The organism is Arsenicitalea aurantiaca (assembly GCF_003994485.1).
Lineage (GTDB): Bacteria > Pseudomonadota > Alphaproteobacteria > Rhizobiales > Devosiaceae > Arsenicitalea > Arsenicitalea aurantiaca.
The window spans coordinates 1-22758 of sequence record NZ_RZNJ01000002.1; the positions used below are offsets into that span (position 1 = coordinate 1).

Annotated in this window: 24 protein-coding genes and 2 pseudogenes; 21 read left to right on the top strand and 5 right to left on the bottom strand. The window is 63.1% G+C overall.

Features of this window, described 5'->3' with window-relative positions:
• Positions 1-581: 581 nt before the first annotated feature.
• From EMQ25_RS18325 to EMQ25_RS18530, 4 genes and pseudogenes are all read left to right on the top strand, one after another.
• Positions 582-1091 (top strand): DNA-methyltransferase, encoded by a 510-nt coding sequence (locus EMQ25_RS18325; RefSeq protein ID WP_425290230.1) that lies wholly within the window; start codon positions 582-584, stop codon positions 1089-1091.
• Positions 1088-1315 carry a DUF7220 family protein gene (locus EMQ25_RS04300; protein WP_210210779.1) on the top strand — a complete coding sequence of 76 codons (228 nt, stop codon included), beginning with the start codon at positions 1088-1090 and terminating at the stop codon, positions 1313-1315. Before EMQ25_RS18325 ends, EMQ25_RS04300 begins: the two co-directional genes overlap by 4 nt.
• Before the next feature lie 80 nt (positions 1316-1395).
• Entirely contained in the window at positions 1396-1536 is a 141-nt protein-coding gene (locus EMQ25_RS18525) for a DUF7220 family protein (RefSeq protein ID WP_425290231.1), read from the top strand.
• Between the two features lie 3 nt (positions 1537-1539).
• Positions 1540-1731 (top strand): annotated as a pseudogene (locus EMQ25_RS18530) (P27 family phage terminase small subunit); the annotation flags it as partial.
• 38 nt (positions 1732-1769) lie between these two features.
• Here EMQ25_RS18530 and EMQ25_RS04315 read toward each other — a convergent pair.
• Positions 1770-2224, bottom strand: a pseudogene (locus EMQ25_RS04315) (transposase); the annotation flags it as partial.
• 49 nt (positions 2225-2273) lie between these two features.
• Between EMQ25_RS04315 and EMQ25_RS04320 the strand changes: the two are divergent.
• Positions 2274-3122, top strand: coding sequence for an IS3 family transposase (locus EMQ25_RS04320; protein WP_244606483.1), 849 nt, complete (start codon positions 2274-2276; stop codon positions 3120-3122).
• A gap of 2 nt (positions 3123-3124) precedes the next feature.
• On the opposite strand, the gene EMQ25_RS04325 is transcribed toward EMQ25_RS04320, so the two are convergent.
• A complete protein-coding gene (locus tag EMQ25_RS04325) occupies positions 3125-3613 on the bottom strand; it encodes an RrF2 family transcriptional regulator (RefSeq protein WP_127187352.1) in 489 nt (162 codons plus the stop codon).
• Positions 3614-3695: 82 nt separating this feature from the next.
• Here EMQ25_RS04325 and EMQ25_RS04330 point away from each other — a divergent pair, with 82 nt between their 5' ends.
• From EMQ25_RS04330 to ccoS, 9 genes are all read left to right on the top strand, one after another.
• Positions 3696-4157 carry a group III truncated hemoglobin gene (locus EMQ25_RS04330; protein ID WP_192895627.1) on the top strand — a complete coding sequence of 154 codons (462 nt, stop codon included), beginning with the start codon at positions 3696-3698 and terminating at the stop codon, positions 4155-4157.
• Positions 4154-4726, top strand: coding sequence for a hypothetical protein (locus EMQ25_RS04335; RefSeq protein ID WP_192895628.1), 573 nt, complete (start codon positions 4154-4156; stop codon positions 4724-4726). The genes EMQ25_RS04330 and EMQ25_RS04335 overlap by 4 nt, the downstream gene beginning before the upstream one ends.
• A complete protein-coding gene (gene ccoN / locus EMQ25_RS04340) occupies positions 4723-6366 on the top strand; it encodes a cytochrome-c oxidase, cbb3-type subunit I (protein WP_192895629.1) in 1644 nt (547 codons plus the stop codon). The genes EMQ25_RS04335 and ccoN overlap by 4 nt, the downstream gene beginning before the upstream one ends.
• Positions 6366-7100, top strand: a complete 735-nt coding sequence (gene ccoO, locus EMQ25_RS04345; protein ID WP_425290225.1) for a cytochrome-c oxidase, cbb3-type subunit II — start codon at positions 6366-6368, stop codon at positions 7098-7100. Before ccoN ends, ccoO begins: the two co-directional genes overlap by 1 nt.
• Positions 7100-7270, top strand: coding sequence for a cbb3-type cytochrome c oxidase subunit 3 (locus EMQ25_RS04350; protein ID WP_127187355.1), 171 nt, complete (start codon positions 7100-7102; stop codon positions 7268-7270). Before ccoO ends, EMQ25_RS04350 begins: the two co-directional genes overlap by 1 nt.
• Positions 7261-8163, top strand: a complete 903-nt coding sequence (gene ccoP, locus EMQ25_RS04355) for a cytochrome-c oxidase, cbb3-type subunit III (protein WP_127187356.1) — start codon at positions 7261-7263, stop codon at positions 8161-8163. The genes EMQ25_RS04350 and ccoP overlap by 10 nt, the downstream gene beginning before the upstream one ends.
• Before the next feature lie 95 nt (positions 8164-8258).
• Positions 8259-9206 carry a DUF2189 domain-containing protein gene (locus tag EMQ25_RS04365; RefSeq protein ID WP_244606484.1) on the top strand — a complete coding sequence of 316 codons (948 nt, stop codon included), beginning with the start codon at positions 8259-8261 and terminating at the stop codon, positions 9204-9206.
• A 1-nt stretch (position 9207) separates the two neighbouring features.
• Entirely contained in the window at positions 9208-11451 is a 2244-nt protein-coding gene (locus EMQ25_RS04370) for a heavy metal translocating P-type ATPase (RefSeq protein ID WP_127187359.1), read from the top strand.
• Between the two features lie 7 nt (positions 11452-11458).
• The gene (gene ccoS, locus EMQ25_RS04375; RefSeq protein WP_244606485.1) at positions 11459-11653 is read left to right on the top strand and encodes a cbb3-type cytochrome oxidase assembly protein CcoS; all 195 of its coding nucleotides are present in this window, start codon (positions 11459-11461) and stop codon (positions 11651-11653) included.
• Positions 11654-11871: 218 nt separating this feature from the next.
• On the opposite strand, the gene EMQ25_RS04380 is transcribed toward ccoS, so the two are convergent.
• The 3 genes from EMQ25_RS04380 to EMQ25_RS04390 are packed head-to-tail and all read right to left on the bottom strand — an operon-like array spanning position 11872 to position 13734.
• Positions 11872-12225 (bottom strand): P-II family nitrogen regulator, encoded by a 354-nt coding sequence (locus tag EMQ25_RS04380; RefSeq protein ID WP_127187361.1) that lies wholly within the window; start codon positions 12223-12225, stop codon positions 11872-11874.
• Positions 12222-12989, bottom strand: a complete 768-nt coding sequence (locus EMQ25_RS04385; RefSeq protein WP_127187362.1) for a DUF1538 family protein — start codon at positions 12987-12989, stop codon at positions 12222-12224. Before EMQ25_RS04385 ends, EMQ25_RS04380 begins: the two co-directional genes overlap by 4 nt.
• 1 nt (position 12990) lies before the next feature.
• Entirely contained in the window at positions 12991-13734 is a 744-nt protein-coding gene (locus tag EMQ25_RS04390; protein ID WP_127187363.1) for a DUF1538 domain-containing protein, read from the bottom strand.
• Positions 13735-13822: 88 nt separating this feature from the next.
• On the opposite strand from EMQ25_RS04390, the gene EMQ25_RS04395 reads away from it, so the two are divergent.
• The 7 genes from EMQ25_RS04395 to EMQ25_RS04425 all read left to right on the top strand — a co-directional run bounded on the left by EMQ25_RS04395 (position 13823) and on the right by EMQ25_RS04425 (position 22627).
• On the top strand, positions 13823-14368 hold the full coding sequence (locus tag EMQ25_RS04395) for a universal stress protein (RefSeq protein WP_127187364.1): 546 nt from the start codon (positions 13823-13825) through the stop codon (positions 14366-14368).
• Positions 14335-14676, top strand: a complete 342-nt coding sequence (locus tag EMQ25_RS04400; protein WP_244606486.1) for a universal stress protein — start codon at positions 14335-14337, stop codon at positions 14674-14676. The genes EMQ25_RS04395 and EMQ25_RS04400 overlap by 34 nt, the downstream gene beginning before the upstream one ends.
• Before the next feature lie 56 nt (positions 14677-14732).
• Positions 14733-16562 (top strand): SLC13 family permease, encoded by a 1830-nt coding sequence (locus EMQ25_RS04405; RefSeq protein ID WP_127187366.1) that lies wholly within the window; start codon positions 14733-14735, stop codon positions 16560-16562.
• 125 nt (positions 16563-16687) lie between these two features.
• On the top strand, positions 16688-17716 hold the full coding sequence (locus tag EMQ25_RS04410; RefSeq protein ID WP_127187367.1) for an IS110 family RNA-guided transposase: 1029 nt from the start codon (positions 16688-16690) through the stop codon (positions 17714-17716).
• Positions 17717-18694: 978 nt separating this feature from the next.
• Positions 18695-19489: a DUF2243 domain-containing protein gene (locus EMQ25_RS04415; RefSeq protein ID WP_127187368.1), complete on the top strand. Its 795-nt coding sequence runs from the start codon at positions 18695-18697 to the stop codon at positions 19487-19489.
• Between the two features lie 425 nt (positions 19490-19914).
• Positions 19915-21711, top strand: a complete 1797-nt coding sequence (locus EMQ25_RS04420; RefSeq protein WP_192895631.1) for a potassium/proton antiporter — start codon at positions 19915-19917, stop codon at positions 21709-21711.
• A 37-nt stretch (positions 21712-21748) separates the two neighbouring features.
• Entirely contained in the window at positions 21749-22627 is an 879-nt protein-coding gene (locus tag EMQ25_RS04425; protein WP_158625951.1) for a universal stress protein, read from the top strand.
• Positions 22628-22758 lie beyond the last annotated feature (131 nt).

Sequence of the window (22758 nt, forward strand, 5' to 3'; positions counted from 1 at the left end):
GGCGGGCTGGCGGACATGGTCTTCACCGACCCGCCCTACAACGTGGATTACACCCCCGATGGCCACCGGCCGATTGCCAATGACGCCCTGGGATCGGCGTTTGCCCGGTTCCTCGGAGCCGCCTGCGGGGCCATGCTGGAGGTGACCAAGGGCGCCATCTACATCTGCATGAGCTCCTCCGAGATCGGCACGCTCAAGCAGGCCTTCGAGGGGGCAGGGGGGCACTGGTCGACCTTCGTCATCTGGTCCAAGACCAGCTTCACGCTTGGCCGCTCCGACTATCAGCGCCAGTACGAGCCCATCCTCTATGGCTGGCCCAGGGGCACCGACCATTACTGGTGCGGGGCGAGGGACCAGGGGGATGTGTGGCCGCTGGCAAAGCCGGTGCGCAACGACCTGCACCCGACGATGAAGCCGANGCCTTCGAGGGGGCAGGGGGGCACTGGTCGACCTTCGTCATCTGGTCCAAGACCAGCTTCACGCTTGGCCGCTCCGACTATCAGCGCCAGTACGAGCCCATCCTCTATGGCTGGCCCAGGGGCACCGACCATTACTGGTGCGGGGCGAGGGACCAGGGGGATGTGTGGCCGCTGGCAAAGCCGGTGCGCAACGACCTGCACCCGACGATGAAGCCGATCGCCTTGGTGGAGCGGGCGATCCGCAACTCCTCCAAGACCCGGGACAGGATCCTCGATCCCTTTGGCGGCTCGGGCACGACCCTGATGGCTGCCGAGGCAACGGGGCGGGTGGCGGCATTGGTGGAGCTGGNCCAGGGGGATGTGTGGCCGCTGGCAAAGCCGGTGCGCAACGACCTGCACCCGACGATGAAGCCGATCGCCTTGGTGGAGCGGGCGATCCGCAACTCCTCCAAGACCCGGGACAGGATCCTCGATCCCTTTGGCGGCTCGGGCACGACCCTGATGGCTGCCGAGGCAACGGGGCGGGTGGCGGCATTGGTGGAGCTGGACCCGGCCTATTGCGACGTCATCATCCGGCGCTGGCAGGACCAGACCGGCGGCACGGCCACCCGGGAGGATGGGATGGCGTTCGCGAGCCTTGTCGCCGCGGACGGGCAGGGGGCCGCATCATGACGAAGCGCATCGCTCAGAGCCGCGCCCGCTCGATGCTGGAGGCGGTCGCCAACCTCCTGGTCGGGTACGTCCTGGCGCTGCTGATCCAGCAGCTTGCCTACCCGCTCTTCGGCATCGACACCACCCTTGCCGAGGACAGCGCGATTGCCGCGCTCTTCATGCTGGGCTCGCTGGCGCGCTCCTACCTGCTGCGCCGCCTGTTCGAGCGCCTGCAGGCCTTCTGAGCCATGCGCGGTCGCAAGCCCAAGCCCACGGCGCTCAAAGTGATCGAGGGCAATCCCGGACACCGGNCCTGGCGCTGCTGATCCAGCAGCTTGCCTACCCGCTCTTCGGCATCGACACCACCCTTGCCGAGGACAGCGCGATTGCCGCGCTCTTCATGCTGGGCTCGCTGGCGCGCTCCTACCTGCTGCGCCGCCTGTTCGAGCGCCTGCAGGCCTTCTGAGCCATGCGCGGTCGCAAGCCCAAGCCCACGGCGCTCAAAGTGATCGAGGGCAATCCCGGACACCGGCCGCTCAATCATCGTGAGCCAAGGCCTCAGCCGGGGGTCCCTACCTGTCCGTCGCACCTCTCCCCAACGGCGAAAGCGGAATGGAAACGGCTGGCCCGGCAGCTTCACGGGCTGGGCGTGCTGAGCGAACTCGACCGGAGCGCCCTTGCCGCCTATTGCCAGGCCTACCGGCGGGCCAATGCGACAATGTCTTCGGTAAGTTGCTGCTCGTCGTCCCGGCCGCGAGGAATGCGGCGCTGCGTGGAGCGATGCTGCCCCAGCACGCGGCATATCCGGCGCTCCGACACGCGCTTCGGCAAAACCGAGCGAACATGGTCGATGCAGGCACGGCGGCGCGAGGGGCTCAGAAGTTTCCCCGCGCAGCCTCCGTCAGGATCAGCTTGTCCAGGGTCAGATCGGCCACCGCCTTGCGAAGCCGTTCGTTCTCCTTCTGGAGCTCCTTCAACTGCCGAAGCTGGTCACGGCTCATGCCGCCATACTGCTTGCGCCACCTGTAATACGTCAGCTCGGAAACGCCGATCTGGCGAACCGCATCCGCCATCGCCAGGCCTTGGCCGCGCAGAACTTCAACCTGCCGAAGCTTCGTGACAATCTCGTCGGGCTTGTGTCGCTTGTTTGCCATCGTGGTCCTCCTTTATGGTCAAAACCATACTTCAAGGTGGACCCGTTCAATGGGGGTGGATCAGCGGCAAATACCGGGACGTCATCCTGCCGATGACCGTCATTCGTCGGCTCGACGCAGTGTCCATGATCAGATCATAGAGATGGCGCTTGAGCACTCTGAACTGTCGCCTCGGGAACTGGCGGTTCGGTTCACTGACGAGAAGGGCTACTTCGTATCTGAAGCCAGTGTTTACCGGCTCTTGAAGGCCCACGACCTGATCACCAGCCCGGCCTATGTGGTGATCAAGGCCGCCGATGCGTTCCATACCAAAACCACCCGGCCCAACCAGATGTGGCAGACCGATTTTACCTATTTCAAGATCATCGGCTGGGGCTGGATGTATCTCTCCACCGTGCTCGACGATTATTCCCGCTACATCATCGCCTGGAAGCTGTGCTCAACGATGCGGGCCCAGGACGTTACCGACACGCTGGACATGGCTCTGGCAGCCTCAGGGTGCGACCAAGCCAATGTTCACCACAAGCCTCGGCTGCTTAGCGATAATGGCCCCAGCTACATCGCCGGGGAGCTGGCCGATTACATCCAGGCCAACCGGATGAGCCACGTGCGCGGCGCGCCCTGTCACCCCCAGACCCAGGGCAAGATCGAGCGCTGGCACCAGACGCTCAAGAACCGCGTGCTACTGGAAAACTACTTCCTGCCCGGCGATCTCGAGGCCCAGATCGCCGCTTTCATCGAACATTACAATGATCGGCGTTACCACGAGAGCCTCGACAACGTGACCCCGGCCGATGCCTACTTCGGAAGGGCACAAACCATCATCAAACAACGAGAAAGGATCAAACGACAGACCATCGAGCATCGGCGCTTGCAACACCGCAATCTCGCCGCATAACATTAACCCACAGACGAGGCCAACGCTCCTCTATTCAACGCACCAAATTGCGCCAAATCATCTGACGACGGACACGTCTTTCCCAGCCGATAGGGCAGGGCGCACTCCTCCAGCGTGGTGCGGTCGAGTTCCTGAAGAAACATCTCGCGCGCGCCTGCCAGCTTTCCCTTGAGTCGACAGTTCGGCGTCAGGACGCACGCTCCACCGTCCTCCCGAAAGCACTCGACGAGTGCCTGCCTGTTTTCAAGAAGCCGGACCACCTCTCCGATGGTGATCGTTTCCGCCGGGCGAGCCAGACGGATACCGCCCCCGGCACCTCTTTGACTGGTGAGAATCCCCGCTGTGACCAGTTGGCGCACGACCTTGGTCAAATGATTGCGGGAGATCATCATTTCGCTCGCGATCTCTTCGGTCGTGAAGACGCGATCGGGCTCGCGAGCCATCCGCATGAGGGCGCGTAGCCCGAAATCTGTGAAGAATGTGAGACGCATTGTCGCTGAGACCTATCAGCAATTGTGCATATGAGCCAACTCGACTAAATAGGTATTTAAAATACCAATTTTGAGAGCCGCCATGACCAGTTTTGATCGGCGCCAAGCCCTTTCCAAGGAAATCTGCGCGAAAACGGGCCTCGACGAGGATGTCATCGAATCGCTTGTCCGGAATTTTTACGACAAGGTCCGGATGGATCCGTTGCTTGGTCCGGTATTCGCAGAGCGCATCGACGACTGGACGCCGCACCTTGAGAAAATGATCGAGTTCTGGTCGTCGGTGGCGTTGCTGACCGGCCGCTATCACGGACAGCCGATGCAAAAACATCTGCCGCTGCCGGTCGATGCCCGTCATTTCGACCGCTGGCTGGAGCTTTTCAGGCAAACCGCTTTCGAAACATGCAGTCGGCAGGGCGCTGCCCATGTCATCGAACGGGCCGAACGCATCGCCGAAAGCCTCGAGATGGGTATTGCCGCCAACCGCGGGGCAATCCTCGGCAGGGGCGAGCGTTTTCATCTCGATCTTCCGGAGGGCGCCGCATGACACCGGGGACGAGAACGCACGCACCATCGTATGACGGCTCCCGCGAAAACCGCCCGCTGGAGAGCGGAAGGCCGGCTGCCCTGCGCCGAGAGCAACAGGCGGCCCATGCCCTTCCCGCCCTCATCGTCGCGACACTCTGGCTGGGGATGCTCATCGGCGTTTCCTTTCTTGCCACGCCGATCAAATTCGCCGCGCCGACGCTTTCGCTACCCGTGGCTCTCGATGTCGGCCGCGTGACCTTCGGATTGTTCTCCAAGGTCGAGTGGGCCATGGCCGTCGTGCTTATCGCGGCTGTTTTCCTGACCCGCGCCACTCTTGCCATCCGCGTGGCGGCCATCGTCACGATCACGGTCGTCGCGGGGCAGGCGATTTGGCTTCTGCCCATTCTTGACGCTCGCATCGAAGCGGTCATCGCCGGTTCGCCCCAGCCGCCGTCGCATCACCATACGGCTTACGTCGTGATGGAGGCAGTCAAGGTAATTGGTCTGCTGGTGTCCGGCCTTGCCGCGTCGCTTGCTCTCTCACCCCTCCATTCCCAGCCCGAGGGTATTGCCGGAGGCGCAAAATGATCGCTCAACTTACACGGAACGAGCGCCACAACGCGCTGATCATCCTGGGGGTCGTCGGCCTCGCCGGGGCCGCACTCGGGCTTGCGGGACGCAACGACCTGCTCGGATATCACGGCCTGCTGATCGTCCTCTTCTCGGCGATGGTCGCGCTCCCCGTCATCCGGGCGCTCGACGCTCCCGAGCCCACGCTCGACCGGGAAGACGAGTATTACGACGACCCGATCCGTGTGGGTGTGATCCTGACCATGATCTGGGCCGTCTTCGGCATGTTCGTCGGCGTGTGGGTCGCCGCGCTCCTGGCATGGCCGGAACTCACCTTCACCGATCAGGCATGGGCGAGCTTCGGGCGCCTCAGGCCCGCGCATACGACGGGCGTCATCTTCGGCTTCGGCGGCAACGCGCTGATTGCCACTTCCTTCCACGTCCTCCAGCGCACGTCGCGCGCGCGCCTCGCAGGGCAGGTGACGCCGTGGTTCGTGCTCATAGGCTACAACCTCTTCTGCCTGCTCGCCGTCACCGGCTATTTCCTGGGCATTACCCAGTCGAAGGAATATGCCGAGCCCGAGTGGTACGCCGACCTGTGGCTCGTGATCGTATGGGTCACCTATTTCGTGCTCTACCTGCGCACGCTGGCGCGGCGCAAGGAGCCGCACATATACGTCGCCAACTGGTACTTTCTCGCCTTCATCGTGGTTGTGGCGATCCTCCACATCGTCAATGGCCTCGCCGTGCCGATCTCGTGGGGCAGCGCCAAATCCTACACGATCTATTCCGGCGTGCAGGATGCGATGACGCAATGGTGGTACGGCCACAACGCGGTGGCCTTCTTCCTGACGGCCGGCTTCCTTGGCATGCTCTATTACTACCTGCCCAAGCGCGCCGAGCGGCCGATCTTTTCCTACCGCCTGTCGATCATCTCGTTTTGGGGCATCACCTTCATGTATATGTGGGCAGGCTCGCACCACCTACATTATACAGCGCTGCCGCACTGGGTGCAGACATTGGGTATGACCTTCTCGGTGATGCTGCTGGTACCCTCTTGGGCGTCGGCCGGCAACGCGCTCCTGACGCTGAACGGAGCCTGGCACAAGGTGCGCGACGACGCCACGCTGCGCTTCATGATGATCGCCGCGGTCTTTTACGGCATCACGACCTTCGAAGGCTCGTTCCTCGCGATCCGCGCGGTCAACTCGCTGTCGCACTATACCGACTGGACGATCGGCCACGTCCATGCCGGGGCGCTCGGCTGGGTCGCGATGATCACCTTCGGATCGATCTATACGTTCGTGCCCTCGCTATGGGGCCGCGAGCGGATGTATTCCAATACGCTTGTCGAGGTGCATTTCTGGTGTGCGCTGATCGGCACGCTGATCTATGTCTTCGCGATGTGGAACTCGGGCATCATCCAGGGCCTGATGTGGCGAACCTACAACGACAGCGGCACGCTGACCTATTCCTTCCTGGAATCACTCGTGGCGATGCATCCCTACTACATCGCGCGCACACTCGGCGGGCTGCTCTTCTTCATCGGGGCCGTCGTTGGAACCTACAACATCTACATGACCATCCGCGGCACTACCGCGCCGCGCGCAGCGGCCGGCGATGTTCCCGTGGGCCGACCGCTGGCGCCGGGAGAGTGATGATGCCGGAATTTCACAGGAAACTCGAACGCTCCTCGATCGGCTTCGTTCTGGCCATCGTCGGCGTCGCCTCGATCGGCGGTCTGGTGGAGATCGCGCCGCTCTTCACCATCGACGAGACCGTGGAGACGGTAGAGGACATGCGGGTCTATACGCCGCTCGAACTTGCCGGCCGCAACATCTATGTCCGTGAGGGCTGCTACGCCTGCCACAGCCAGATGATCCGCACGCTGCGCGACGAGGTCGAGCGCTACGGTCCTTATTCGCTGGCGGTCGAGTCGCAATACGACTATCCGATGCTGTGGGGGTCAAAGCGCACCGGTCCCGATCTGGCGCGCGTTGGCGGCAAATATTCCGACGAATGGCATGTCGCGCACCTGATCAATCCGCGCGACGTGGTGCCGGAATCCAACATGCCGGGCTATGGCTGGCTGGCGCGCAACCAGCTCAGGACCGACGATCTCTCCCATCATCTGGCCGCGATGCAGACCCTTGGCGTGCCCTATACCGACGAGATGGTCGCCAATGCGCCGCGCGATGCCTTCGCCCAGGCCTTTCCCGACAGCGCCATGGCCGATGCGATGGTCGAACGCTATGGCGCGGCCACCAACGTGCGCGCGTTCGCTGGCGACCGCAACACGTTGACCGAAATGGACGCGCTCGTCGCCTATCTCCAGATTCTGGGCCGCCTCACGGACGCTGCTCACGAGCAGGCAAGCGCGGAGGTCGAGTGATGGGGATCGACCACGAAACCCTTGTCGGCTTCGCCAAGAGTTGGGGCCTCTTTTATCTGATCGCCATGGCGATCGGCGTTCTCATCTACACATTCTGGCCCAGGAACAGGAAACGCTTCGACCGCGCCAAGAACAGCATTCTCGACAAGGACGACAAGCCATGGCGGTAAAGGAAGACGACCCCGTCACGGGCAAGCAGACAACAGGCCATGACTGGAACGGGATCAAGGAACTGGACACGCCGGTTCCGCGCGTCGTCATCTTCTTCCTGATCGTGACGGCGCTCTTTTCGACCGTCTACTGGATATTGATGCCGGCATGGCCGCTCGGCGTCACCTATACGCGCGGCCTGCTTGGTATCGACCAGCAGACCTCGGTCGAGAATGCATTGATCCGGGGAGCGATACAAAGAGAGGATTGGGAACGCGAGATCGCAACCCTCCCCTATGACGAGATCGAAGCTCGTCCCGAATTAATGCAGATCGTCAAGGAATCGGGGAATACGCTCTTCGGTGACAATTGCGCGGCCTGCCACGGATTGGACGGATCGGGTCGCGTAGGCTATCCTGACCTAACCTCAGGCAGATGGTTGTGGGGCGGCGATCCCGAAACGGTAGAGGAGACGCTGCGCGTCGGCATCAACTCCTCACACCCTGAAGGCCGCTTCGCACAAATGCCGGCCTTTGGTGACGGCATGCTCGATCGCACCGAGATTGCCGCGGTTGTTTCCTATATCCGTTCCAATGCGGAAGGCATCGATGATCTGGGTGAACTCGACGCACAGGGCGTGGAGGACGGGTACGAACTATATGCGATGAATTGCGCCGCTTGCCATGGTGAGGACGCGCGCGGCAACCGCGAGCTCGGGGCACCCGATCTCCTCGATGCGCATTGGCTTTATGGCAGCGATCGCACGGATCTGTTCCAAACCATTTCCAATGGACGCGCCGGCCACATGCCTCAATGGGAGGATCGCCTCAGCCTCGTGCAGCGCCGGATCCTCGCCCTCTACGTCGGGTCACTGTCCCCTGCTGAACGCCTGGAGGCGCTCGATGTCGAGTGAGGTTATCAAGCATCAGGGCCGTTTGAGCCGGCGAAGCTGGCTATGGATCATGATTTTACTGGCTCTGTTTCTCGGCGCTAACGTGCATCTTCTCTATGTTGCGATCACGTCGACCCCCGACTGCGTCTCGCACCTCAAGGCCCCCGACGAAGCCGGCTCGGCCTATCGCGCCGCTCGATCTTCATGCTGAAACTGATCTCGCCGAGAAAGACGCTGCCATGAGCTCCGCTCCCACCGCGAAACATGCCGAGGCCACCGCATCCGTGGCAATCGGAACCCTTTCCGCCAATGCCCCCTTGGGATGGGTCGCGGCTGGCTGGCGTGATTTCGCGAACCGTCCCGGGCTCAGCCTGGCCTATGGAGCGGCAGTCCTTGCCGTATCGGCGGTTGCGCTCGTGCTGATCATTTTGGGCGGCTGGGGCAATGTTCTGTTCCCCGCGCTGGCCGCCTTCATGATCGTCGGCCCCGTCATCGCGGTCGGTCTTTACGAAAAAAGCCGCTTGCTCGAAATGGGAGAAAAGCCCCGACTGCGTGACATGGTCTGGGTGGGCTTTCGTGCCGGCCAGCAGATTTTCTTCATCGGCGCGATCCTGGCGTTGCTGGGGGTCCTGTGGATGCGCGCTGCATTCATCACTTACGCATTGTTCTTCGGCTGGCGTGCCATGCCTGACGACTTCTGGGAGGTCGTCCAGGTTCTCCTCCTCACACCTGTAGGCCTCGCGATGATCGCAACTGGCAGCGTCATTGGCGCGTTGTTCGCGGCGCTTGCTTTTGCCGTGAGCGCGTTTTCCATCCCCATGCTGCTCGACAGGGATATCGACGCTTTCACAGCCATGGGAACGAGCACGAGATTGGCCTGGCGCAATCTCCCCGCCATGATCGCGTGGGGCGCGATCCTGCTCCTCGCCTTCATCGTATCGGTGGCAACCGGGCTCCTCGCCCTCGTGATCCTCTTCCCGTTGATCGGGCACGCGACATGGCACGCCTATGGCGCGGTGCGGAAGGTGGCCGGCGATCTTTCGGGTGTCGAACGGAGAGTCTGAAATGGCTCATGGAGTGGCCGTCAGCACGATCGAAGGCGCGCGTACAGGGGAAGATAAGATCGATTTTGCAGGCGCCGAATTGGGTCTGGTCAGCCGCGACATCGGCGAAGGTCTCCGGCAGACAGACCTCTCCGTTCCCACGATCCATTGCGCCGGCTGCATCGCACGGATCGAGCGCGGCCTCAGCGCCTTGCCTGAGGTCGTTCGCGCGCGGGTCAACCTTTCGACCAAGCGCGTATCGGTGCAATGGAAAGCGGCTACGGCACCCCGGCTCATCGAAACGCTTGGCGCAATGGGCTACGAAGCCACGCCCTTCACCTTCGAGGACAGGAAGGACGACACCCTTTCCCACCTCATCCGGGCAACGGCCGTAGCGGGCTTTGCCTCGATGAACGTCATGATCCTGTCGGTGTCCGTCTGGTCGGGCGCCGAGGGACAGGCCCGCGACGTCTTCCATGCCCTTTCCGCGCTGATCGCGTTCCCGGCGCTGCTTTATTCGGGCCAGATCTTTTATCGCTCTGCTTGGTCGGCACTCCGTCACGGCCGCATGAATATGGACGTTCCGATCGTCGTCGGCGTCGCGCTGGCATTTGCCCTCAGTCTCTACGACACAGCGACCAGCGGACCGCACGCCTATTTCGACGCCGTCATCACCCTGGTCTTCTTCCTGCTTGCCGGCCGCACGCTCGATCATATGATGCGCGCCCGCGCCCGTGTCGCTGTGCAGGGGCTCGCCAGGCTCATGCCCTTGGGCGCGCTTCGTATCGATGCCAAGGGTATGCAAGATTTCGTACCGCTCGCCGAAATCGAGCCGGGCATGCGGCTCATGATACCGGCCGGTGCGCGGATTCCCGTCGACGCCACGGTGGAAGTCGGCCACTCGGACGTCGACCGGTCCATGGTCAACGGCGAGAGCCTGCCGCAGCCGGCTGCGCCCGGAACCCATCTCGAAGCGGGCACGATGAATCTCACAGGCCCGCTGACAGTTGTCGCGCATGCGAACGCCGATCGTTCGTTTTTGGCCGAGATGATCCGCATGATGGAAGCTGCGGAAACCGGGCGGGCAAGCTATCGCCGCATCGCCGACCGCGTTTCGGACCTCTATGCCCCCGTCGTGCATCTGGCTGCGCTCATCACCTTCCTCGCCTGGCTCTGGATCGGCGCCGATCTCCATCAGGCCGTCACGATCGCCATCGCGGTCCTCATCGTTACCTGTCCCTGCGCGCTTGGGCTTGCAGTGCCCATCGTGCAGGTTATGGCTGCACGCCGGCTTTTTGAATCCGGCATCATGATGCGCGAAGGCAGTGCGCTCGAACGTCTGGAGAAAGTCGATACCATCGTGTTCGACAAGACGGGAACGTTGACGGACGGGAAGCCTCGACTGACCGGGACGCAGGAGCGCGCGCCAGGCATGCTCGATCTCGCTGCGCGGATCGCCGCCCACTCGTCCCATCCGCTCTCACGCGCACTGGCAAAAAGCGCGACCACCAAGGATTTCGGGGCCCTTGAAGTCGCCGAACATCCCGGCCTCGGTCTCTCGGCACGCATAGACGGGGAATCGTGGCGGCTTGGCCGACCCGACTGGGCCCTGAGCAAGCCTTCGGAAAGCGATGCCCAGGTGGTTCTGTCACATGACGGGCGATTGATGGCTACCTTCTCGTTCGACGAGATCGCCCGTCCTGGAGCGCGGCAAACGGTGAATGCCCTCAAGGAGAATGGTTTTTCCCTTGAGATCGTTTCAGGCGATGCCCCGGCGCGCGTATCTGCGGTAGCCGGCGTTCTCGGCATTGACCGGATCGCTTATGCGGCGCAGCCTGCCGGCAAGGTTCGCCGGCTGGAAGCGCTGCGCAACGATGGCCATACTGTCCTCATGGTCGGCGACGGCCTCAACGACGCACCTGCCCTCGCGGGCGCGGACGTCTCCATGGCTCCGGCGAACGCAGCCGATGTCGGCCGCAACGCGGCGGACTTCGTCTTTCTCCGCGAGGATCTTTCAGCCGTCGGACGCGGCATCGACATCGCCCGCCGCGCCGGTGTGCTCGTGCGCCAGAACATCGTCTTGGCGATTCTCTACAACGTTATTGCCGTGCCTCTGGCCATGTTCGGGTTCATCACCCCGCTGATCGCGGCGGTCGCCATGTCGGCGTCTTCGATCCTCGTCGTGGCCAACGCCTTGCGGCTCGACGGCGGGACAGCGCAAAACGAAGCCGCGCCAACGGCCGGAAAGGCGATGGCCCATGTCTAGTATGGGGATGCTGATCGTGCTCTCTCTGGCGATGGGAGCCGTTGGACTTGTGGTCTTTCTCTGGACGATGCGAGACGGTCAATATGACGACCTCGACGGTGCCGCTGAACGCATTCTCCTCGATCAGTACGCTGATCCCGAGCGGAAGGTCGAGCCTGAACGCATGGATGGCTCGAAATCAGCTCCAAACAATCAGGAGTAATGAGAGTTTATTGGCTGGCGTCTCTTCGGGTCTCTAACCGTGTAAGGCAGCCGGGTACGGTCGGCCAGGGGCTCGCTCAGGGAAATGACGATGAACAGCGCGGCAACGATGCCGACGAGCGAGATGACATCCATGACAGGACCATTGACCGCATGCGCGGCCTTCCGAGAAACGAGGTGGGGAAGCCCCGCCCCGAATGCGTTGTTTGGGCCTGCAGGTCAATCCTTTCCTGCGTGATCCCGGCCTTCCAACGCCTTGATCTGGCGCATCAATCCAACCGCCTCCTCGACGTCGATCTGACAGGCGATCCCGGCGCCGCGTTCCGCCTCGAATCGACCGACGCTGGAGATCCGCGCCAGCACATCCGCAGCCACGCTCTCGTCCACCAGCCAGAAGGCAAGGTTGCGGTGCGATGCGACCTCGAGCCCGAGAAACTTGCGCTCCGGCTCAAGCCCCTCGCCGCGCGCCGAGGTGATGACGGTGGAGCCCGTCGCTCCGGCGGCGCGCGCTGCCTTCAGCACCTCGGCGAGGTGATCGTCGGGCAGGAAGGCAACGATCAGTTTGAACTTCATGATTTCCCCCTTTCGTCATCACGGGCGCCAGGTGCCCTGCGTCGCATGCGTTCGGTCATGATCGCCGCGGTCAGCACGGAGATCCCCGAGCAGATCATGGCCAGCACGATCATTCCGAACCCGTCGGCCAGCCCGCTGCGCCCGGGCAGGGTATCGGCCACCACCACGCCATAGGCCGCGATGATCGGCACCGTGACGACCGAGGTCGCGACCGCGCCGCTGTCGAGCGCCAGGGGCACTAGGGCCCGGGGCGCGAAGGCCGCGAGCAGCACCAGCAGGGCGACCACGGGAACCAGAACCATCGCGAGCGGCAGCCCCCAGACCAGCCGAAGCCCGGCCAGCCCCAGCCCCAGCCCGAACCCAAGGGCCACCGCGATACGCAGCACAATCGGCCGGACTGTGCCGCCGGTCAGGTCGCGCACCCGGTCCGCCGTCGCAACCAGAGTCGGTTCGATCAATGCAGCAGTCGCACCTATGGCGACGGCAAAGCCAGTGACCGCCAGCACCTGCGGCCAGTGCGGATCGGCGAGCAGGGCCGCCGCGAGGCCGCGCGCCAGATCGCCCGCAAGCGGCAGGAGCGCCCCGTCAAGCCCGATCCGGAACAGCGTCAACCCCACCGCCAGATGCAGCCCGCCGATCAGGACCCGGCGCATCAGCGCCCGATCGCGGGTCAGAAAGCGCGCCGAGAAAAGGCCGAGGATCAGCACGATGGGCGCCAGGTCAAGAAATGTTCGGGCCGCTTCGCGCAGGATCAGGTCCAGCATGTCAGCCACCCGGAACCAAAAGGAAGGCGGCGGCGAGGAACAGCAGCATCGGTGTCAGACTAGCCATGACCACCATGCCGAAGCCATCGACCAGCGCGTTGCGGCTGCGCAGGACCGAGGCCAGCCCGATCCCGAGTGCCAGCATCAGCGGGATGTTGATGGCCGAGGTTGCGGCGGTGCCCAGGTCCAGCGCCACGGCAACGAAAGGGGCATCTGTGAGCGCTGCAATCAGGGCGATCACGCCGTAGCCCGGTAGCACCAGCCAGATCAGCGGCCAGCCCTTGAGGATGCGCCAGACCCCCAGCATCAGCGCAAGCCCCAGCCCGAACGCCACGCCGTAGCGTATCTGCACGGTAAGAGCCGCCAGCTGGGTATCGGTGGCCGGGATATCGGGATCGGCGATCATGGCACTCGCCGCCTGCGCAGCAACGGCTGCCAATGCAGGCTCGGCCACGGTGCTGCCGAAGCCGAGGGCGAAGGCAAATCCCATCAGCCATGCGGGATGGCCGCGCCGCGCCATGGCATCGGCCAGCGCCTCGCCGATGGGAAACAGGCTCAACTCCAGGCCGCGCACCAGCAGCGTGAGGCCGATCAGGATTGCAACCAACCCCGCCAGCAGGCCCGCCGGGTCATCGGGCCAAACCCCTAGCACCAGCCCCTGAAACAGCGCGATCGTCACAAGGATCGGCGCCATGTCACGCAGGGTTGCGAGCAGGGCCAGGGCAAGAGGTTGCAGTGCGTGCATGCGTTCCGGGCGCTTTCGGGTTTTCTCGAGTTTGTTTCAATGCAATACTGCCAAGAAGCCCGATAATTGACCAGAAGCCCGCACGCACATGCTGAAATCGATCCTCGTCGCCTCAGACCTCTCGTCCCGCTCGAAACCCGCCGTCCAGCGCGTGGTGCAGCTTGCCGAGGGTTCCGGTGCGGCGCTTTGCGTCCTGCATGTGGTCGAGGATGACCTGCTCGAAGACCGGATGCGCCAGGAGATCCGAAGTGCCGAGGATTACCTGACGGATCAGGTCACGGGCTTCGGCAAGCCAGCGGTCTGCGATGTCGCGGTGACCACGGGCCACGCCTTCCACGTCATCGGGGAAGAGGCACGCGTCCGCGAGGCCGATCTGATCGTGATGGGGGCGCATCGGAGGCAGTTCCTGCGCGACGTGTTTGTCGGCACGACGATCGAGCGCGTCACCCGCACGGCGGGGCGACCGGTCCTGATGGCCAATTCGAAGACCGGCGAGCGCTGGCGCAGGGTGTTCATCGCAACGGACATGTCCGAAACCTCGGCCATGCGGCCCGCAAGGCGCAGGCGCTCGGCCTCCTGGACACTGCCGATGTCACCTTCGTGCACGGCTACGCGCCGATCACGCGGCAGATGATGATCCATGCCGGCATCCCCGCCGAGCGCGTTCATCAGGAAGCCGAGCGCGAGTTCCAGTCCACGCGTCGAGAACTTGGCCAGTTCATTCAGGGCCTCGACCTTGGTGAGCTGAACTACAACGCTCGCATCATCGAGGGCGTCGGCGCCGATGCCATCTCCGGTCTGGTGGAACAGGCAAAGCCCGATCTTCTGGTGATCGGCACGCGCGGACTCTCGGGGATCAGGCGCCTGTTCCTGGGCAGCGTGGCGCAGGAGCTGATGGGCAGCGTCGAGATCGACGTGCTCGCAGTTCCGCCCCAGGCATGATCTGCGCCATCACACATATCCCGAACCGGACCGCGCCACTGCGCGGAGTGTAGCCGATGTCCCCGCTCGCGATGGTGCTGGCCCTGCTGGGCGCGGCGGTGGTCATGTTCGCGCTCAACCGCCCGCGCATGGATGTGGTGGCGGTGATCATGATGGTCGCGCTGCCGATGACGGGCGTGATCACCATGTCCGAGGCGCTGGTGGGCCTGTCGGATCCGAACATCGTGCTGATCGCGGCCCTCTTCGTGATCGGCGAGGCGCTGGTACGCACCGGCGTGGCGCAGCGCCTGGGCGACTGGCTGACGGCGCGTGCCGGCGCCAGCGAGGCGAAACTGATCTTCCTTCTGATGGTGATCGTGGCAGGTGTGGGCTCGTTCATGTCCTCGACCGGGGTGGTGGCGATCTTCATCCCGATCGTGCTGCGCATCGCCCGCAACGCGCGCATTCCGGCGGGGCGGCTGATGATGCCGCTGTCGATGGCCGCGCTCATCAGCGGGATGATGACGCTGGTCGCCACCGCGCCCAATCTGGTGGTGCATTCCGAACTGATGCGGCAGGGGCACGATGGCTTCGGCTTCTTCGCCTTCACCCCCTTCGGCGTGCCGATCCTGGTGCTGGCCATCCTGTACATGCTGGTCGCGCGCCGCTTCCTTGCGCCGGGTCCGGCGCCTGAATTGCCCGAGCGCGCCGCCCTGACGGGCTGGGTCGCGGATTACGGCCTTGCCGACCGAGAGCACCGTCTGCAACTGCGCGCGGGGTCCGACCTTGCCGGCAAGCGGCTGGATACCCTGGACCTGCGCGCCAGCGCGGGCATCAACATCGTCGCCATCGAGCGCGGCAGCCGGTTCCGCCGCAAGCTGATCCAGCCCCGCGCCGAGACAGCGCTTGAGGCGGGCGACATCCTTCTGATCGACAGGCGCACGAACGGTACATCGGTCTACGATCTCGACGCCTTCGCACAGGCGCACGATCTGATCGCACTCCCGGTCTCCGGCCAGTGGTTCACCGACACGGCGCAGGAAATCGGAATGGCGCAGATCATCGTGCCGTCGACGTCGCGCCTGATCGGCAAGACGGTCACGCAGGCCCGGTTCCGCAGTGCCTATGACCTCTCGGTGATCGGAATGAAGCACGGCACGAAACCCGTGGCCGACAGCGTGATCGACGAGCCGCTGCGCCCCGGCGACACGTTGCTGACCGTCGGCCCCTGGCGCGCGATCCGCAAGCTGGCGGACGAACGCCGCGATCTGGTGCTGCTGGACCTTCCCGCCGAATCCGACGAGGCCGTGCCCGCCCGCCACCGAGCTCCGCTGGCCGTGGGCGTTCTGGCGCTGGTGGTGGTGCTGATGGTCTGGGGGATCGTGCCGAACGTGCAGGCGGCGCTGCTCGGCTGCCTGCTGCTGGGCCTGTTCCGCTGCATCGACATGGCCGGCGCCTATCGCTCGATCCACTGGCAGAGCCTGATCCTGATCGTCGGGATGCTGCCCTTCTCGCTCGCGCTGCAACGCACCGGCGGGGTCGAGATCGCAGCGCAGGCGCTGCTCGGCGCGCTCGACGGAGCCTCGCCCCGGCTGGTCCTGACGGCGATTTTCGCGGTCACCGGGCTGTTGGGGCTCTTCATCTCCAACACGGCAACGGCTGTCCTGATGGCCCCGGTGGCGCTCGCCGTCGCCAGCGCCCTTGACGCCTCTCCCTATCCCTTCGCCATGACCGTAGCGCTCGCGGCATCGGCGGCCTTCATGACCCCCGTCTCCTCGCCGGTGAACACGCTGGTTGTGGGGCCAGGCAACTATCGCTTCGCAGATTTCCTGCGGATTGGCGTACCTTTCGCTGTCATCTGCATGGCCGCGAGTGTGGCGCTGGTGCCGCTCGTGCTGCCATTCTAGCGACCATGCCCCGAGGCCAGAATACCGCCAGAGGGTGGAGATGGGGTGGATGCCGCTCTCCCCTGACGGCATCGCGATGTGCCAAGCTCGTGGTGTCGAAGCACAAGCTGTAGGAGAGGGCATCCATGGGAGAAACTAGCATCATCGGCGTCGATCTGGCAAAGAACGTGTTCCAGGTTCACGGGGCGGCATCAGACGGATCGGTCCTGTTCCGCAAGAGGCTGTCGCGGGCGCAATTCGCGCGGTTCATGGCGGACCAGCCGCCGTGCCTCGTGGCGATGGAGGCCTGCGCCAGCGCGCACCATTGGGCGCAGGAGATGGCGCGGCACGGGCACGAGGTCCGGCTGATCGCGCCGCACTACGTCAAGCCGTTCATCAAGCGGCAGAAGAACGACGCCGCCGATGCCGAGGCGATCGTCGAGGCGGCGCTGCGCCCAACCATGCGTTTCGTGGAGCCGAAGTCCGCCGACCAGCAGGCGCGCGCCGTCGCGTTTCGCACACGCGAGCAGCTCGTGAAACAGCGCACCGAAGCCGTGAACGCGCTGCGCTCGCATCTCTACGAGTTCGGACATGTCGCCCCCGAAGGAATCGGCTACCTGCAGCGCCTCGCCAAGGTCGTCGACGATCCCGACACCGACGTGCCGGAACTCGCGCGGGACATCTGCCGGATGCTTCTCGAGCAGATCGCCCGCCTGACCGACCGGATCAACGCCTTGAAATCGCGGATCGCGGCCATGTCGAACGAAGCTGAAATGCCGCGCCAGCTGCAGACGATGCCGGGTGTCGGGCCGATCACCGCACTCGCGGTCGAGACCTTCGCGCCGCCGATGGAGCAGTTCCGCCGTGGCCGGGACTTTGCCGCCTGGCTCGGCCTGGTGCCGCGGCAACATTCCACCGGCGGCAAGCAGAAGCTGGGGAAGACCTCGAAGATGGGGCAACGCGACATCCGGCGGTTGCTGGTGATAGGGGCGACCGCCGTGATCCGCTGGGCCTCGCGCCGCGGGGCGCCGAAGGGCTCGTGGCTGGCGCGGATGCTGGAGCGCAAACCGATCCCGGTCGTCGCGGTCGCGCTGGCAAACAAGATGGCGCGCGGCATCTGGGCGATGCTGACGCGCGGAGAAAGCTATCGCGGCCCGGTGCTAATCGGCGCCTGATCGGGCACCGAATGGGCTCTCGGGCCACCGAGTTGTGAGGAAGACATGATCTGCATGGGCAAATGATCGACATGATCCGGGTCGGGCAAACCAGAAACCTTCTCCGAGCCTCGAGCTCGCTGTTGGAGATGTGGCCCCGCTCCGCGCATCACCATCCCGGCCAGCGGCGTCAGTCAGCCGCACGAACAGGCCTGACAAAAGACCGCACTCGATCACATGTCCAGAAGATCAGAAATTCCTTGCAAACCGAGCGGCATCCACAAAAGAAGGTTGGAGTTCAGGCCCATCCCCTCCGCCACTTGCCATCGCGAAAGCGTTCTCCCGATCCGGCTCCGGCCGGATTTTCTCGTTGTTTTCGAGGGTTATGCGGATCAGGCTGAGCACCTCACCTGCCGCCAGGAGGGCCGTAAGCGGTCTCTCCGTGCCTTTACTCTCCGGACCTGATGACTGCCATCATTTGGTGTTCAGCCCCCAAGTTTCTGATCGTCCTATAGTTTTCCGACTGGCGACAGCTGGTTGGCTTAGGGTTCCATCCGGCCTGCCATGGCGCTTGCGTCGAACTCATGCTTTACGGCGGCCTCATACCCGGCAGCCCATGCAAACAGAAGAGCGGTCGCAAGGGGCTGACATCGGTCTGTTTGGTTTTCAGGAGGATATTTGAGAGAACCGACTTCCGGTAATCGATCATGTTTGTCGATCCTGGGCTCTAGACAGCGGCCACCAAGCCATCGCTCGCAGCGCGTCCGACCAACGACATCATCAGGGATGCTGGATCGGGCAGGGAGGGTGCACCAGTGCCTGCGCAGAATTGCGGCCGATGCGTCGCGAAGCTTCGTTCGCAGCTCTCGCGCCGCTCTCACGAGGCCCCTCTCGAACCGGCTCGTGTAGCTCACATTAGGGAATGATCGCCACTTGCCTGCTGCCGGAACCTGGAGGCTCCGTCGCATATTTGTCCTTCAGGCACCACGAGGGCGATCCATGACCGATGCGACAGTGACACGGAGAGGAAGCCAATTTTCAGGCCAGTTCGAGTGGGCGGGCCTCACTCTTGGCTTCGGCATCGGCGGCTTCTTCGATGGCATCCTTTTGCATCAGATTTTGCAGTGGCATCACCTGCTAAGTGGGGTCGAGCAGGCGCGGCAGGATATTCGCGTTCTTATTCTATGGGACGGCATCTTTCACGGGTTAATGTACGTCGTCGCCGGGATTGGCATTTGGCTACTCTGGCGATCGCGACAGGAATTTCCGGCTGCGGGCGCGGACCGCCGCCTGTTTGCCAATGCCCTGATTGGATTTGGGGCCTGGCACATCGTCGATAGCATCTTGTCGCATTGGATCCTCGGCATTCACCGCATCCGCATGGACGTAGACAATCCGCTGTTCTGGGATTTGCTCTGGTTCGGAGTGTTCGGCCTTGTGCCCACGTTCATCGGCTGGTTGGTGCGCCGGGGTGGGTCGGACAGCAGGCGTCACGTGATGAGTTCGCCCCACAGCCTTGTGGCTGCCACGCTCATCGCCGGGCCGCTTTCTGCTCTGCCGCCACCTGACCAATCGCAGGTGGTGGTCCTGTTCCGGCCCGACATTACCGAACAGCAGGTCGTTGCCGCCATTCGCGCAGCGAACGGCAGAATTATTGGCTCCGATGCGTCGGGGCAGATGTGGGCGGTGGACATGGCCTCAGGCGGAAATTCATCGGACTTCTATCGCCATGGGGCTCTGCTGGTAAGTAACTCCCTACTGCCCATCGGCTGTTTCAACTGGACCCGGGCATGAGATAGCGCTTGCTGCAGAGCCAGGATGCATGAACCGCTTGCTTACAATGCGCAACGATATGGTCATAAAGGTTCGGAAATCCCATCGGTCAGAAGATCTAGATTACTAACGCAACGGCGCGACCGGGGCCGAAAGCGGACTGGCCGGTTCTGGCTGAAAGCCGAAGAAAGCCGCCATTCAGCTGCCGACGCAATTGCGGCCTTTTCCAGCCTAGATTACCGTGACCCGAAACCAGCCGTTCGAAAGGCAATTGGCGAAGCCAAAGCTGTGCGCCTGTCTTGCGCTTGCCGACCCGTTAAAGCATCAAGAAGCGAACACCTGACGAACTCTCGTGGTCCTGGTTCACGTTAGGAGCTCGTGAATTTGAACGGCTTGGGCAACTTCCCGGCCGACTAGCTTGATCGGAGGAGGCCACACCGCTACCGATGCTTGACCTGATTTTCCCCGCCTTCCTGATAGCAGCAGGCCTCGTCCTTGTGTCAGTCATGACCAGCGCGTTGGCGTTCAGGTTCGGTGCGCCCTTGCTCCTAGTTTTTCTCGGCATCGGCCTGCTCGCGGGTGAGGGTGGGCTTGGCATCTCCTATGACGATGCCGAGTCAGCCTATTTCATCGGCAGCCTGGCCCTGGCCATCATTCTTTTCGATTCGGGTTTCGACACGAAGCTGCGCTCGTTCCGCCAGGCGGCTGCCCCCGCCATCACCCTCGCCACGCTGGGGGTGGCGATGACCGCCGGACTTGTGGGCGTGGTTGCACATTACGTCTTCGGCCTGCCCTGGCTGGAGTCCTTCCTGCTCGGTGCCATCGTCGGCTCAACGGATGCCGCAGCCGTCTTCTTCCTGCTGCGCGTGGGCGGCATCACGATCCGCGACAATGTTCGCTCGACGCTGGAAGTGGAATCCGGCTCGAACGATCCCATGGCCATCTTTCTGACCGTCATGCTGCTTGAACTTATTCTTTCACAGGAGGCGCCTGGCGCTCTCTGGCAGGACCTGCTCTATGGCTTTGTCGTCCAGATGGGGCTGGGCATTCTCATGGGCATAGCGGGCGGCTACATCATCGTGGCCGCGGCGAAGCGCATCACGCTGGAGGGAGCGCTTTATCCCATCGGCGTCGTTTCGGCGGCGATTTGTCTCTTCGGTCTTGTCGGGATGCTGGGCGGCAGCGGCTTCCTAGCCGTCTTTGTGGCGGGGCTGGTAGCCGGCAACATGCGGATCACCGGCCATGTCGGGTTGCGGCGCTTTCTCGAAGGACTTACCTGGATCGCGCAGATCGCGATGTTTCTGACATTAGGCCTTTTTGCCACGCCGTCAGAGTTCCTCGACATCGCGCTGCCGGCGATCGCCGTGGCTATCGGGCTGACTTTCATATGCCGACCACTGGCGATATGGCTGTGCCTTCTGCCCTTCGGCTACCAGCGCAACGAGACCGCCTTCATCTCATGGGTGGGCCTGCGCGGAGCGGTCTCCATCCTGCTGGGCATCATCCCACTCGCCGGAGGCTTGGAGAACGGCCAGCAGCTCTTCAACGCCGCCTATATCATCGTTCTTACCTCGCTCTTGCTGCAAGGCTGGACGATCCGCCCGATGGCGAGGTGGCTCGGGCTCATCGTGCCTGCGAGGATCGGCCCGGTCGAGCGCGTGGGCCTCGACCTGCCAGGCAGGGCTGACCACGAACTGATCGTCTACCGCGTGGTCAAAGATAGTCCCGTGCTGCAGGGCGAGCGGCTTCCGCGATGGGCAAGACCTTCGCTTGTTGTGCGGGAAGGCCGCTCGATGCGCTATCAGTTTGCAGGCCGCCTGCAGGAGGGCGACCTCGTGTATATGTTCATCGCTCCGCAATATGTGCGCCTTCTCGACCGCCTGTTCGCCAGCCCCAAGAAACTGACGCAAGACGATGCAGACTTTTTCGGAAAGTTCAGCCTCGATCCGGCCAAGCCCGTCTCGGCTCTGGTCGATGCCTATGGTCTGCGGGCGGTGCCGGAACAGCATCTGGACCATTCGATCGCCGACTTCATGAAACAGCGCCTTGGCGGTACCGCCGAGGTTGGCGACAGGGTCAATTGTGGCAGTGTCGATCTCGTCGTTCGCGACATCGGCACGCAGGGCGAGATCAAGGAGGTTGGCCTGGCCGTCGATCAGATGGAATCACAACCTCACATCCCCCTTTTCCTGAGCGGCGGAGAGATCTGGAACTGGATCAAGAAGAGGACTGGCAGCGGATGAATACGCACACCCATTTCCGATGCACAGGCGATGTGACATGACAATGCAAAGGGGCCTCAACGAGCGAGAAGCTCTCTCCATTCTGGCCATTGCTTCATTGGAAGGTGATGACTGGAACGCCGTCGACAGGGCAGCGGCACTGGCCAGACGCTGGAAGGGTCGCCTCATCGTCGTCAAAACGATGGACGATCGCCAGCTGTCGGATGCCGAGCGCCCCTCAATCAAGGATAGCATTGAACGCCGCATCGCAGAGCGCGGCCCCTCGGCCCCGGTCGAGGTGATAAGTGGAGCCGCATATTCCAGCGAAGCCATTCTCGAAGCTGTAAAGCAAATCGCCCCTGATCTCGTCGTCATGGCACCATCGATCGGGTGGGCAATGGGAACCCTGATCGCTACGGCACCAGAAGCGGTTGTCGCAGTAACGAGATGTCCTGTGCTCGTTGCGAGGTCTGGTTCAAAGGAATACGCCAGCGGGCTTATGGCATCTGACCTTTCCGGATCATGCGTGGAGGCGATGGGGCACATCGAACGCTTGGACCTTATCCCTGTCGATCATCTGACCGTGCTCCATGCCTACAGCCCGCTCAACGAAACGATGGTCACCTATGCGGGTGTCGATGCGAAAGAGGTTGAACGGATTTCCGTCGCAGCAGAAGCCAAGGCGATAGACGATCTGAATGTGTTCATCGATCGGTGCGGCCTGTCAGGAAAAGTCCGCGCAAGAACAAGCAAGGCCCCTCCTGCGGCAGCAGTGCTTGAGGAAGCCGCATCGATCGCGGCCGATCTGATCGTTCTTGGCTCAAGCCGACGTGGAAGCTTCGCAAGATTTCTAATGGGCAGCACTGTGGGCGAGGTTCTGGCTGGCGCGCAGTGCGATGTCATCGCCGCGCCCGGGTCTGAAGATGCCCGGGACTAGCGCAAAAAGAGGCCGCAGCGGTATCGAGCATGCTGCGGCCAAGGGGAACGAATGCAAAACCTATCAACGCGCGAGCGATGAGTCCAATTCACGGGTTGGATCGGCTGATCGCTTTTCATTTTCGAACGTTG